This is a genomic window from Nonomuraea sp. NPDC050383 (assembly GCF_044459125.1).
Taxonomy (GTDB): domain Bacteria; phylum Actinomycetota; class Actinomycetes; order Streptosporangiales; family Streptosporangiaceae; genus Nonomuraea.
Genome location: NZ_JBITIP010000005.1, coordinates 324,815 through 337,434 on the forward strand (window position 1 = coordinate 324,815; position 12,620 = coordinate 337,434).

The following is a 12,620-nucleotide window of genomic DNA, read 5'->3' on the forward strand; positions in this document are numbered from 1 at the left end:
CACACCATCATGCCCTCTGCCCAGACTTGGTCGGGGCAAGTCCTAGAAACGGCTGGCATTCTTTACAGCATGGTGAGCGTCGCGGAGATTACCCCTGTGGACCACTCCGCCCCTGGCCGGACGGCGCGCGCGCTGGGCCTTCTGCGCCGTCATCGGGTGTTCGCCGTGGCCTTCGCCCTGGGCGGAGTGCTGCGGATCGTCACCATGCTGGGATACAGCCCGGCGATGTGGTTCAACGACTCGTACGAGTACGTCTCGGTGGCGCTGCATCCGCGACCGCACCCGATCAGGCCCGACGGCTACGGGTTCTGGCTGCTCGCGCTCAAGCCGTTCCACAGCTTCACGCTGGTCGTGCTCACGCAGCACCTGATGGGGCTGGCCACGGCGGTGCTGATCTACGCGCTGCTGCGGTGCAGGTTCGCGCTGCCGAAGTGGGGAGCGGCGCTCGCGGCGGCGCCGGTGCTCTTCGACGCCTACCAGATCCAGCTCGAACAGCTCATCATGTCCGACTCGATGTTCATCCTGCTGGTCGTGGGCGTGGTCACGCTGGTCCTGTGGCACCGGCGGATGTCGTGGCAGGTCGGGGCGCTGGTCGGCCTGCTGCTGGCGCTGACCTGGCTGACCCGCTCGATCGGGCTGCCCATCCTCGCGCTCGTGGTGGCGTACCTGGTGGTCAAGCGCACGAGCTGGAAGGCGATCGTGGCGGTCGTGCTGACCTGCGCGGTGCCGATCCTCAGCTACATGGGCTGGTTCTCCGCCAGCATGGGCAAGTTCGCCATGACCAACAGCGACGGGCTCATCCTGTACATGCGCACGGCGATCTTCGCCGACTGCTCGAAGATGCACATCGACAAGTACAAGGAGCTCGAGCTCCTCCTGCTGTGCATCAACGACCCGGTCGACCAGCGCAAGGACTACGCCCAGTGGTACCTGTGGGGCCAGGGCGGCGGCGGCACGGGCACCGGCGAGGTGCTGCACCGGTGGGGCGCCGGCAAGAAGTTCACCGAGATCACCAACGAGGCGGCCAGCGCGTTCGCCACGCGGGCGATCCTGTCGCAGCCGGGCGACTACCTGAAGGTGGTGACGCGTGACTTCTTCCGCGCCTTCCACTGGGGCCGGCCGCGCTTCCCGGACGAGCAGACGTACAACATGTACGAGTTCCGCCCGTACTACGACCTCGACACCAGCGGCCGGCCGAAGCGGCTGCCCAACTGGCCGTCCTACCAGGGCCGCACCGACACCGACGCGTTCTCCTACGAGCAGGGCCCGCCGGAGACGCGCATCGTCTCGCCGTGGGCCGACATCATGAGCGGCTACCAGAAGGTGTTCTACCTGCGGGGCATCCTGCTGGGCGGCATCATGCTGGTCGGCCTGTACGGCGTGGCGGTGCGCTGGCGCAGGTTCGGGGGGCCGGTGGCGCTGCCGTGGCTGGGGGCGTTCGGGCTGCTGCTGGCGCCGGCGGCGACGGCGGAGTTCGACTACCGCTACGTGCTGCCCGCGGTGCCGCTGGCGTGCGTCGCGGCGGCCATCACGCTGCGCCGCGGCATCACTTGGGGGCGACCTCGACCCACGAGCGCGTCAGCATCCGAGCCCACCACTGTGCCTGCGTGAGCAGCTCGCCGGTCAGCACGGGCGACAACCACCAGAAGTCGATCAGCACGACGAGCGCGAGCGCCCCCACGGCGGCGGCGCCGACGGCCCGCCGCGCGGGCCTGGCGTCCTCCCGGCCGAGCACCAGTCCGGCGACGAGCGTGAGCCCCAGCACCATGAACGGCACGACGGGGATCATGTAGAACAGGTACATCGTGCGGTTGTCGGCGATCGCGTAGTAGAACCAGGGCAGCCAGCCGGCGGCCACCGCGAGCAGCACCGCCCCGGCCCGCCAGTCGCGGGCCGCGGAGTACCGCACGACGAGCCACAGCAGGGCCAGCCAGGCGGCGAACCAGAGGGCGGGCGTGCCGGCGCCGATCACGGCCTCGGAGCACGCGGAGGCGCCGCAGCCGGCCCTGCCGCCCACGTAGTGGAAGGTGACGGGCCTGAACAGCACCGGCCACGTCCACGGCTCCGACATGTACTCGTGGTAGGCGTCGAGCTCGGTGTGGAAGCCGAGGACCTGCATCTGGTACTTCAGCCACGACCGCACCGAGTCGACGACGAAGAACAGCGGCCCGGAGGAGGTCGCCCGCTCCCAGTCGCGCCCGTACCCGCCGTCGTGGGCGAACCAGCTCCCCCACGAGGCGAGGAAGGTCAGCGCGGGCGCGAGCCCCAGCGCCGCGCTCGCGGCCGGCAGGTCCAGCGAGAAGGCCCCCTTGTACGGCTCGCGAAGCCCGGCGGCGCGCCTGGCGCCCATGTCCCACGCGAAGCTCATCAGGGCGAACGCGACCAGGAAGAAGATTCCGGACCACTTCACCGCGCAGGCGGCGCCCAGGCACACCCCCGCGGCGACCCGCCACGGCCGTAACCCGAGCCGGGGGCCGTACGAGGTCAGCGGCGAGCTCTCGTACCGGGCGGCGAGCCGGCCGCGCGCCCAGTCGCGGTCGGCGACCAGGCAGGCGAACCCGGCCAGCACCCAGAACATCAGGAAGATGTCGAGCAGCGCCGTGCGGGAGAGCACGAGGTGCAGGCCGTCGAGGGCCAGCAGCAGACCGGCCAGGCAGCCGAGCATGGTCGAGCGGGTCATCCGGCGCGCCACCCGGGCCAGCACCAGGATCGACAGCGTGCCGACGACCGCGGCGGCGAAGCGCCAGCCGAACGGCGTCATCCCGAACAGCCACTCGCCGGCGCCGATCATCCACTTGCCGAGCGGCGGGTGGGCGACGAACGCGGCGCAGTCGGCGGGGTTCGGGCAGTGCTGCCAGATGTCCAGGTCGCCGGTCATGATGCGCCGGTCGGCGATGGGGTTCTTGGCGTCGCCCAGGGTGGTGCGCTCGACGCCGAACGTGAGCAGGGAGTAGGCGTCCTTGATGTAGTAGGTCTCGTCGAAGACGATCGAGCGGGGCTCGCCCAGGCGGACGAAGCGCAGGATCCCGCCGAAGACGGCGACGAGGACGGGACCCAGCCAGCCCCACAGGGGGGCTCCCTGCATCGGCGGCACGAGCCTGCGCGGTGAAACCCCCCAGTCCTTCACGGACTGCACCCTAAGGCGTGGTAGATCTTTTGTGTACCGCGTCGTAGAGGTCCCGCTTGGGCATCCCGGCGGCCTTGGCGACGTCGGCGACGGCGGTCTTGCGCTGCTCGCCGGCGGCCACGCGGCGATCGACCTCCGCGACCAGCGCCTCCACGTCGGGCGGCCCCTCGTCGGGCACGTGGCCCGCGACCACGACGGTGATCTCGCCCTTGACCCCGCCGGCCGCCCACGCGGCCAGCTCGGCCAGGCCGCCGCGGCGCACCTCCTCGTAGGTCTTGGTCAGCTCCCGGCAGACGGCCGCGCTCCGGTCGGGGCCGAACGCCCCGGCCATCGCCTCCAGCGACTCGCGCAGCCGGTGGGGCGCCTCGAAGAACACCATCGTGCGCTCCTCGCCGGCCAGCGACGCCAGGCGGCGGGCGCGCTCGCCCTGCTTGCGCGGCGGGAACCCCTCGAAGCAGAACCGGTCGCTGGGCAGCCCGGAGACGGCCAGGGCGGTCGTGACGGCGCTCGGGCCGGGCAGCGCGGTGACCGTGACGCCCTCCTCGACCGCCAGGCGGGTCAGCCGGTAGCCGGGGTCCGACACGCCCGGCATGCCCGCGTCGGTGATGACGACGACCGTGCGGCCCTCCTTGAGCGTCTCGATGAGCTCCTGGGCGCGGCCGGCCTCGTTGGCGTCGTAGTAGGAGACGATCCGGCCGCCGATCTCCACCCCGAGGTCGGCGGCCAGCCTGCGCAGCCGCCGGGTGTCCTCGGCGGCCACCACGTCGGCGCTCCGCAGCACGTCGCGCAGCCGTGGCGAGACGTCGCCCGCCTGGCCTATCGGGGCTCCCGCCAGTACCAGCCTGCCGTCTTCTCTCACCCGGCCATTGTGGCAGGACCTCCCGATCGGACCGTGTTCACGGGTAAACACCGGCTTGAGGCCCGTACGATGTCCGAATGGCGGTGACCGATTTCGCGTACCACGCCTTTGGTGAGCCGAAGGCCGACGAGAGCAGTCCCCCGGCGCGTTCCGTGCGCGAGCGGATGGTCCCGCCCATGCCCTCGAACCCGCTGTGGGGTTGGCTCGGGCCGCTGCTCGTCGCGGCCTTCGGCGGGGCGCTGCGCTTCATCGGCCTGGCCCATCCGAAGGCCGTGGTCTTCGACGAGACCTACTACGCCAAGGACGCCTACTCGCTGATCTCGTGGCTGGTGGAGCGGGTCACGGTCAAGGACGCCGACAAGGCGATCCTCGCCGGCAATCTGGACATCTGGCAGAAGTGCGCGCCCGACCAGCTCGACAAGTGCGCCTCCTACGTGGTCCACCCGCCGCTCGGCAAGTGGATGATCGGCGCCGGCGAGTGGCTGTTCGGGATGACGCCGTTCGGCTGGCGCTTCGCCGCCGCGGTCGTCGGCACGCTGTCGATCCTGGTGCTGGCCCGGGTGGCGCGGCGGATGACCCGCTCGACCATGCTGGGCTGCTTCGCCGGTCTGTTGCTCGCGCTGGACGGCCTGCACTTCGTGCTGTCCCGGGCCGCGCTGCTCGACATCTTCCTGATGTTCTGGGTGCTGGCCGGGTTCGCCTGCCTGGTCGCCGACCGCGACTGGGCGCGGCGGCGGCTGGTCGAGTGGTACGAGAACGGCCCCCTGTCGCCGGAGGGCCCGTCGCTGGGGCTGCGGCCGTGGCGGATCGCCGCGGGCGCCTGCCTGGCGGCCGCCTGCGCGGTGAAGTGGTCGGGGATCTTCTTCCTGGCCGCGTTCGCCGTCATGGCGGTGCTGTGGGACTTCGGGGCGCGCCGGGCGGTCGGGCTGCGCCGGCCGTACGCGGGGGCCTTCACCAAGGACGTGCCGCCCGCGGTGGCGGCCTTCGGGGTGGTGCCGTTCGTCACGTACATGGCGACGTGGACGGGCTGGTTCGTCACGGCGGGCGGTTACGGCCGCAACTGGGACCAGGCCACCTCGGCGGGGCCGTTCTACTTCGTGTTCGACTCGATGCGGTCGTGGGTGAAGTACCAGTGGCAGGTCTTCACCTTCCACAGCGGGCTGGAGACGTCCCACCCGTACATGTCGGAGCCGTGGCAGTGGCCGCTGCTGCTGCGCCCGGTCGCCTTCTACTACGAGGGCCGGCAGAACGTCTGCGGCACGCGCGACTGCTCCGAGGCTGTGCTGGGCGTGGGCACGCCGGTGATCTGGTTCGGCGCGCTGCTCGCGCTGGTCGCCCTCATCGCCTGGTACGTCGCCTCCCGCGACTGGCGGGCCGGGGCGGTGCTGCTGGCCTACGCCATGGGCTGGCTGCCCTGGTTCTACTTCGCCATCGCCCAGAACCGGACGATGTTCCTGTTCTACGCGATCCCCATGGTGCCGTTCATGGTGCTGGCCATCACGTTGTGCGCGGGGTGGCTGATCGGGCCGGCCACGCGCACCGCCACCGGGGCGCTGCCGATGAGGCGCACGATCGGCGCGGCGGTGGTCGGGGCGTTCGCGCTGCTGGCTCTCATCAACTTCTGGTGGCTGCACCCGATCCTGTCCGGCGAGCTCATCCCCTACACCGAATGGAAGGCCCGCATGCTCTTCGACAAACGGTGGATCTGACAGTGGCGGCCCACTTACCAGTTGTTTCGTAGGGTAGATCCGTGCACGACCCAATACGCACCGGCTTCGGGCATCGTCAGGCCCGGGGTCGATACGGCAAACTTCGAGGCATGAGTGCACCAGACGTCGCCGCGCTCCTCGCCGAGTTGGAGCGCTCCGAGCCGGATCTGGCCGAGGAGGCCAGAACGGCCGTCGAGTGGCTGACCGGCGGCGAGCCGCTGGAGACGGTGACGCAGCTCGATGTCTGCGAGTTCCTCTGGTACACGCTCCCGCTGAAGGTCGGCGGCGACCACGAGCGGCTGGCCCGCTCGCTCGGCCGCCTGCTCCACCTCGGCGGCCTGCGGCGTTACGCCGCGCTGTGCGTCTCCCCGACCACCCTGGACATCCTGCGCACGTACGCGCGCGAGGGCGAGGACGCGGGCACCGTCGCCTACCAGGAGGCCCTGGAGGCCACGGGGGTGCTGCCGCCGGACGTGCCGGACCTCCAGTGGAGCACGATCATGGGGCCGGAGGAGCTGGGCGCGCACGTGGCCTGCTCCGCGGCGCTGGAGCTGGCCATCCTGGCCGGTGAGGAGGTCGACCGGGTCGCGCTGACCCGGCGCTGGCTCACCGAGCCCCGGGCCGACCTGGGCGGCGACAGCTGGCTCAACCGCGTCCACGGCGAGCGGCTCAACCGGTGGGTGCTGGGCCGCGGTCCGGCCCGCCGGGAGCTGGCGCAGCCGTTCGAGGTGCGGCTGCACGCGCCGGTGCCGGCCCAGCCGGTCCCCCAGCTCCACCGGCTGCTGTCGCTGGCGGCCTCGGAGGAGAGCCTGCCGATGCGGCTCGCGCCGTCGCCGGAGGCGCTGCGGCTGCGCGACCTGGCCGAGCGGGAGCTGAGCGCGCTGCGCCGCGACGGCGCCAGGCTGTCCATCACCGCCGTGGGCAGGCGGCTGCTGCTCTCCCCCGACACCATGTGGGAGGCGGTCACGCGGCTGCTGCTGCCGAAGGGTGAGCAGGAGTTCGAGCTGTCGGCCCGGGAGGCGGCGCTCATGCTGCTGGCCGACGGGTCGCTCATCTCGCCGGCCGAGCTGCGCCGCCGGGTGGCCGAGGTGGTGGGCGACGAGGGCTGGCATCCGGCCACGGAGCCGGGCGACGTCGCCAAGCCGGTCGACGACCTGGTGGAGCGGCTCACGGCGCTCGGGCTCGCGTTCGGCGACGAGCTGGCCGTACGCATGTCGCGGGTGGGCCATTTCGCGGCCCTGGCCGCGCTGCGCGGCCACGCGCTGCGGCCCCGCCAGTACGTCAGCGCGGGCTGACCTCTCCTCAGGGGGCGCTGACGTTCCGGATGGCTCGCTTGAAGTCGGGGCACTCGACGAGCGGGTCGTGGGCGCAGACGGCGGCGTGGCGCAGGCTGTCACGTAGCCGGGTGAGCTGACGCACCCGCGCGTCCACCTCCCGCTCCTTGACCGCCATGCGCTCGCGCAGCGCCGTGTCGGACGGCCGGGCCCCCAGGAACGCGCCGATCTCCGCCAGCGTGAATCCCGCGTCGCGGGCGCAGCCGATCAGCCCCAGCCGGTCGAGCGTCTCCGGCCGGTACGCGCGGCGCAGGCCGTTGCGCGCCGCCGACTCGATGAGGCCCTTGCGCTCGTAGAACCGCAGCGCCGACGGGGCCAGGCCGGACCGCCGCGCCACCTCACCGATGTCGAGCAGTGTCTCTTCCATCAAACGACGCCCTTCTTTTCGCGCGCTTGACTTGAACCGCGCTTCAAGTCGCATTGTAGGCGCATGAAGATTCACCACCTCAACCTCGGCTCGATGCGTGAGATCGAGTCCACCACCGGCCTGCCCTCCGCCCCGGCGGTCTGCCACGCCCTGCTCATCGAGACGCCCTCCTCGGGCCTCGTGCTCGTCGAGAGCGGCCTCGGGCTCGACGACATCACCCGCCCCGGAGAACTGCTCGACACCGAGTGGGTGGAGCAGGTGGTGCCCGCGCTCGCCCCCGCCGAGACCGCCGCCCGGCAGCTTCCCGCGCTCGGGTACGACCCCGCGGACGTGCGGCACATCGTGCTCACCCACCTGGACGTGGACCACAGCGGCGGGCTGCCCGACTTCCCCGGTGCCGCCGTCCACGTCATGGCGGCCGAGCTGGAGGCCGCCGCGGAGCAGGCGCCGAGCCGGCGCTACCGGCCCGGCCACTGGGCGCACGGCCCGCGCTGGGTCACCTACGGCGAGGGCGGCGAGACCTGGTTCGGGATGGAGGGCGCGCGGCCCCTGGAGGGGCTGGACGACCTGCTGCTCGTGCCGCTCGGCGGGCACTCGCGGGGACACGCGGGCGTGGCGGTCAGGGACGGCGAGCGCTGGCTGCTGCATGCCGGCGACGCCTACTTCTACCACCGTGAGCTCGAACCGGAGCCCGTCGCGCACCCGCTGATGGACTTCGTCCAGCAACTGGCTCAGGTGGACGCCGAGCTCCGGATGGCCAACCAGGCCCGGCTGCGCACGCTGGCCCACGAGCACGGGGTGGACGTGTTCTCCGCCCACGACCCGTGGGAGCTCGCCCAGCGGTGAACCGGACCCGTAAGGAGCGTGCGTGAGCCGGGCCTGGCGGGCCTGGCGGCTAAGCGGTGAGCGTGGCGTGCAGGCGGCGGGCCTGGCGGACCAGGCCGGTCTCGCGTGGGCGGGCGGCCAGCTCGGCGACCGGCGCCAGCGCGCCGCGCGCCCCCGCCCAGCCGGCCACGTCGGCGGCGAGCGTCATCATCCGGGTGTGCGTGCTCGTGGCCCGCTCGCCCGGCCCCGGCAGGTAGCCGGTCAGCAGCCCGGCCAGCACCCCCCACACCTCCCGGTGCGCGCCGCGCCGGGCCAGCTCCTCCAGGGCCCGCAGCACCCCGGCGGGGCTGTAGCAGCGGTACTCCCACCGGGTCTCGTCATACCGGAGCAGCGCGGCGAGCCCACGGCCCGTCCCCTCGCCCGGCAGCCCGCCGGAGGCGGCCAGCTCCAGCAGGCGCGGCACCACCTCCTCCGGGCTCTCGCACAGGTGGTACGCCACGAGGAAGCCCACTCCGTCCCCGGCGGGGCCCTCGGCGGCGGCCAGCGCGGTCAGGGCGTCGAGCCCCGGCTTGCTGTACGGGGCGTACGACAGCAGGCCGTGAACGGCGTGGGCCGCGGCCAGATCCCGGTGGGAGGCCAGCACGGGCAGCAGCAGTTCGAGCACCTCGTCGCGCCGCGAGTGCGTCATCTCCCCGTCCAGCACGGTGATCCCCGAGCCGCCCGCGAACAGGACGGGCACGATCAGCGGGCCGTTCGGGGTGTCCTCCCAGCGCAGCTCCACGCGGGGGTCGACGCGGTCGGCGGACAGCAGGCGGGCGACCGTCCGGCCCGCCGCGCCGGTCAGACGCGCGGCCCGCCCGGCGACCTCGGCGGACGCGGTCCGCGACAGCCGGAGCAGTGCCTGCTCCAGGTCGACGGGCAGCGGCTCGACGCCGTCGCGCTCGTAGCCCTCCAGGCGCTCCACCAGCTCGGCCGCGTCGAGCACGCCGCTGGCGTAGGTGGGCGTGGCCAGCAGGTACGGCGGCAGCGTGCCGGCCGTCAGCGCCTCGTAGACCTCGGCGTAGCGGCGCAGCGGCATGAGCCGGCTCAGCCTCGCGTGCCCGGACTCGGGGACGCGCTCCTGGATCGTGGCGGGCGCGCCGAAGCTCGTGGTCCGCTCGGCGGCCCTGCGCTCCGTGCCAGGGTCGGCCAGCTCCTTCGCCATGGCCATCACCCACTCGTCGGCGTGCCACCAGGGGCGTCCCCAGAACTCCCGGGTGCGGAAGCGGGCGGCCACGGGGGCGAGGGCCTCGGTCAGGCCCCGCCGGTCGCTCGCGGCCAGCCGGACGAACGCGTCCAGCCAGCGCTCCGGCGCGAGCCAGTCGTACTCGCTCGGCGTGAAGCCGGTCAACGCGTCGGGCGCCGTCACCGGCGGCGGCATGCGGGCCGGCCTTGGAGCCGGAGGCAGTGCGGGCGGGATGAACCGGGCCGGGTCCGGCAAGGCGGGCACCGGGTCCCCGCCGAACACCTGGGCGAGCTCCACCCCTTCTCCGGCCGGCATCAGTGCGACGGCGTCGCGGATCGCCGACGCGCCGTCGGGGGTGAAGCGCCCGGCGTGCTTGAGCGCCAGCCGCGCGGCGCGGTCGCGGGCCTCGCCGGCCTCGCACACCAGCGCCGTGGCCAGGGCCGGGGCGTAGCCGTCGAGGTCGCCCGGGTGGTCACGGACGAGCCGGTCGAGCCAGGCCAGCCCGGCGCGCACCAGCCTGCCCTCGGCGCGGAACACCAGGCCCTCCACCGCCTCGGCGGCCTCCTCCGGGTCCAGCGGGCCGGCCGAGCGCAGTCGCCTGAGCGCGAGGTCGGCGACGTTGGCGGGGGCGGCGGGCAGCAGCCGGGCGTAGTCGCGCCGCCGCCCGGCCACCTCATCGGGGGCCGGATCGAGGGCCTCGTGCAGGCGGACGAAGAAGCGCAGGTCGGCAGCGGTGCCGCCGCGCAGGAACCGGCTGACGCAGCCGTCGAGCAGGAGCGCCCGGGAGATCCGGCCGCGGGCGGCGAGGGCGGCGAGCCGGACGGGCCGGTCCTCGTCGGCGCGCAGCAGCCGGCCCACCCCCTCCACCTCGAACAGGCGCGGCAGCATGGCGTCGAGCAGCGGCGCGCCGCCCGGGTCGGCCGGCCAGACGCGGACCCAGGCGAGGGTGAGCGGGTCGTGCGCGGGCGGCTCGGCGCCGGTGCGGCGCAGCAGCTCCAGTGCCAGCCGTACCGACCGGCCGGAGTCGTTGTCGGTGCCGCGCAGCCGCAGCGCGAGGCGGGCGGCGAGATCGGCCTGCCACTCCGGGGAGCGGGCGGCGACCGCGTGGAGGATGTGCGGCACGTCGTCGGGCTGGTCCCAGAACCGCTGGAACTCGCGGCGGTTCAGCCACGCGGCCGCGGCGGCGGCCCCGCCGATCGTGCCCGCCCCGGCGACCCGAAGGGGCTCCACCCAGCCGCGTCCCCCGTCGGACCAGATGCCCCAGGGCCTGTCACCACCGGCGGCCTCGCGCTTCAGCACGGCCAGGTGGCCGGGCAGCTCGCGGGCCACCTCGCCCCGCTCGTCGCCGGTCAGCCCGGCGACCACGGCCGCCGTGGCGGCGGCGTCCTCCTTCGCGACGGCGGCGCGGACCGCCTCCCATGCTCCAGTCATGATCGGGGACCATAGCGGCGCCCGCCGACAATCACCGGAGGCTCAGGCCTTGCGGCCCACCCCGCAGACGGCGCTGACCGGCTCGGAGGGGTTCACGCTCTCGGCGTCGGGCCGCCACAGCGGCGTCGGGACCACGCCCGGCTCCACCATCTCCAGTCCTTCGAAGAACGCGGCGACGCGCTCGGGGGCGCGCAGGTGGTAGGGGTAGGCGGCCCGGGAGTTGTAGCTCTCGACGGCCGTGACGAGGGCCGGGTTGCCGTTGGTGCCGTCGCTGAGGGCGAGGTAGCTGCCCGGGGAGAGCCCGTCGAGCAACTGCCGGACGATGCCGTCCGGGTCGTCGGCGTCGGGGACCTGGCCCATGATGCTCAGCATGGTCAGCCCGACCGGCTGAGACAGGTCCAGCACCTTGGCGGCGCCCTCCAGGATCCGCTGCGGGTCGCGGACGTCGGCGTCGATGTACTCGGTGACGCCCTCCGGCGTGCCGGCGAGCAGCGCCCGCGCGTGGACCAGCACGAGCGGGTCGTTGTCGACGTACACGACGCGGGAGTCGGGGGCGACCGCCTGGGCCACCTCGTGGGTGTTGTTGGCCGTGGGCAGGCCCGTGCCGATGTCCAGGAACTGGCGGATGCCCGCCTGCCCGGCCAGGAAGCGCACCGCGCGGTTGAGGAAGCGCCGCTGGAGGCGCGCGACCTCGGCGAAGGCCGGGAACAGCGTCAGGATCGTGTCGCCGGCCTGCTTGTCGACGGCGTAGTTGTTCTTGCCTCCGAGCAGGTAGTCCCACACACGGGCCGAGTGCGGCTTGGTGGTGTCGACCCGGTCCCAGGCGGAGCGAGCGCTCTGGTCGTCCATTGGTCTCCGATCGGAGGTCTCAGTCGCTTGCGGATACGTGGCCGACACCGGCCAGGATGCCCGGACGGTCGAGGTCGAGGTCCAGACCGGGCTCCCCCTGCGGGTCCCAGGCGTCCACCGGCACGATGCCGGGCGGGAGCGGCTCCAGGCCGTCGAAGTAGGAGGCGATCTGGTCGTAGCCGCGCCGGGCCAGGCCGCCCGAGGTCGTGCCGGAGTAGACCTTCTGGCCGGCGTGGGCCATGTCGTCGGTGGCGTTGCCCTCGTACAGGTGCGACAGCACGAGGTAGGAGCCGGGGGTCAGCCGCTCGCGGATCCGCGCGACGACCGCGGCGGCCTCGGCGTCGTCGGTGACGAAGTGCAGCACCGCGACGAGCAGGACGGCGTACGGGCGCGAGAAGTCGATGTGCGCGGTCACCTCGGGGTCGTCGAGGATCGCGTCCGGGTCCTTGAGGTCGCCGGCCACGGCGAGCACGTCGGGGTCGCGGGCGAGCAGGGCCCGCGCGTGGACCAGCACGATGGGGTCGTTGTCGACGTAGACGACGCGCGACCCCTGCGCGTGCCGCCGGGCGACCTGGTGGACGTTGTCCTGGGTGGGCAGGCCCGCGCCGATGTCGACGAACTGGGTGATCCCCCTCTCGGCGAGCAGGCGGACGGCCCGGCCGAGGAAGCCGCGGTTGGCCCGGGCGATCTGGCGGGCGTCGTTGCCCATCCGGAGGCCGAGCTCGATCATCTTCTCGGCCGCCTCGCGGTCGGCCGCGAAGTTGTCCTTCCCGTCGAGGTAGTAGTCGTACATGCGGGCGACGCTCGGGACTCGGGTGTCGACTCCGGGCGGTGGCACGCGGTCCAGGTCGCTCACACGACCCCCTCTCGCTGTGATCTTCTGGGCCTGATTCT

General features: G+C 73.2%; 10 protein-coding genes. 4 read left to right on the top strand and 6 right to left on the bottom strand.

Features of this window, described 5'->3' with window-relative positions; genetic code table 11:
* The first annotated feature begins 69 nt into the window (after nt 1-69).
* Complete coding sequence (locus ACIBG4_RS15625; protein WP_397202336.1) at nt 70-1,611, top strand: hypothetical protein; 1,542 nt, start codon at nt 70-72, stop codon at nt 1,609-1,611.
* Here the strand turns inward: ACIBG4_RS15625 and ACIBG4_RS15630 are convergent.
* Together ACIBG4_RS15630 and rsmI are read right to left on the bottom strand one after the other, a co-directional pair.
* Entirely contained in the window at nt 1,547-3,127 is a 1,581-nt protein-coding gene (locus ACIBG4_RS15630) for a dolichyl-phosphate-mannose--protein mannosyltransferase (protein WP_397202337.1), read from the bottom strand. The two genes, ACIBG4_RS15625 and ACIBG4_RS15630, sit on opposite strands and share 65 nt — an antisense overlap.
* 10 nt (nt 3,128-3,137) lie before the next feature.
* Entirely contained in the window at nt 3,138-3,986 is an 849-nt protein-coding gene (gene rsmI / locus ACIBG4_RS15635) for a 16S rRNA (cytidine(1402)-2'-O)-methyltransferase (RefSeq protein WP_357633478.1), read from the bottom strand.
* Between the two features lie 77 nt (nt 3,987-4,063).
* On the opposite strand from rsmI, the gene ACIBG4_RS15640 reads away from it, so the two are divergent.
* Together ACIBG4_RS15640 and ACIBG4_RS15645 are read left to right on the top strand one after the other, a co-directional pair.
* Nucleotides 4,064-5,695 carry a dolichyl-phosphate-mannose--protein mannosyltransferase gene (locus ACIBG4_RS15640; protein WP_397202338.1) on the top strand — a complete coding sequence of 544 codons (1,632 nt, stop codon included), beginning with the start codon at nt 4,064-4,066 and terminating at the stop codon, nt 5,693-5,695.
* Between the two features lie 110 nt (nt 5,696-5,805).
* Complete coding sequence (locus tag ACIBG4_RS15645) at nt 5,806-6,990, top strand: hypothetical protein (RefSeq protein WP_310709629.1); 1,185 nt, start codon at nt 5,806-5,808, stop codon at nt 6,988-6,990.
* 7 nt (nt 6,991-6,997) lie between these two features.
* Here the strand turns inward: ACIBG4_RS15645 and ACIBG4_RS15650 are convergent, their stop codons facing one another.
* Nucleotides 6,998-7,396, bottom strand: a complete 399-nt coding sequence (locus tag ACIBG4_RS15650; RefSeq protein ID WP_310709628.1) for a MerR family transcriptional regulator — start codon at nt 7,394-7,396, stop codon at nt 6,998-7,000.
* A 63-nt stretch (nt 7,397-7,459) separates the two neighbouring features.
* Here ACIBG4_RS15650 and ACIBG4_RS15655 point away from each other — a divergent pair, with 63 nt between their 5' ends.
* Nucleotides 7,460-8,242 carry an MBL fold metallo-hydrolase gene (locus ACIBG4_RS15655; protein ID WP_397202339.1) on the top strand — a complete coding sequence of 261 codons (783 nt, stop codon included), beginning with the start codon at nt 7,460-7,462 and terminating at the stop codon, nt 8,240-8,242.
* A 49-nt stretch (nt 8,243-8,291) separates the two neighbouring features.
* On the opposite strand, the gene ACIBG4_RS15660 is transcribed toward ACIBG4_RS15655, so the two are convergent.
* Genes ACIBG4_RS15660 through ACIBG4_RS15670 form a run of 3 tightly spaced genes read right to left on the bottom strand, consistent with a single transcriptional unit; the run spans nt 8,292 to nt 12,582 of the window.
* Nucleotides 8,292-10,877, bottom strand: coding sequence for a DUF6493 family protein (locus ACIBG4_RS15660; protein ID WP_397202340.1), 2,586 nt, complete (start codon nt 10,875-10,877; stop codon nt 8,292-8,294).
* 42 nt (nt 10,878-10,919) lie between these two features.
* A complete protein-coding gene (locus tag ACIBG4_RS15665) occupies nt 10,920-11,726 on the bottom strand; it encodes an SAM-dependent methyltransferase (RefSeq protein ID WP_397202341.1) in 807 nt (268 codons plus the stop codon).
* 19 nt (nt 11,727-11,745) lie between these two features.
* Nucleotides 11,746-12,582: an SAM-dependent methyltransferase gene (locus ACIBG4_RS15670; RefSeq protein ID WP_397202342.1), complete on the bottom strand. Its 837-nt coding sequence runs from the start codon at nt 12,580-12,582 to the stop codon at nt 11,746-11,748.
* Nucleotides 12,583-12,620 lie beyond the last annotated feature (38 nt).

Coding starts and splice junctions, on each gene's coding strand:
- ACIBG4_RS15625 (WP_397202336.1), top strand. CDS start 70: ATGGTGAGCGTCGCGGAGATTACCCCTGTGGACCACTCCGCCCCTGGC.
- ACIBG4_RS15640 (WP_397202338.1), top strand. CDS start 4,064: ATGGCGGTGACCGATTTCGCGTACCACGCCTTTGGTGAGCCGAAGGCC.
- ACIBG4_RS15645 (WP_310709629.1), top strand. CDS start 5,806: ATGAGTGCACCAGACGTCGCCGCGCTCCTCGCCGAGTTGGAGCGCTCC.
- ACIBG4_RS15650 (WP_310709628.1), bottom strand. CDS start 7,396: ATGGAAGAGACACTGCTCGACATCGGTGAGGTGGCGCGGCGGTCCGGC.
- ACIBG4_RS15655 (WP_397202339.1), top strand. CDS start 7,460: ATGAAGATTCACCACCTCAACCTCGGCTCGATGCGTGAGATCGAGTCC.
- ACIBG4_RS15660 (WP_397202340.1), bottom strand. CDS start 10,877: ATGACTGGAGCATGGGAGGCGGTCCGCGCCGCCGTCGCGAAGGAGGAC.
- ACIBG4_RS15665 (WP_397202341.1), bottom strand. CDS start 11,726: ATGGACGACCAGAGCGCTCGCTCCGCCTGGGACCGGGTCGACACCACC.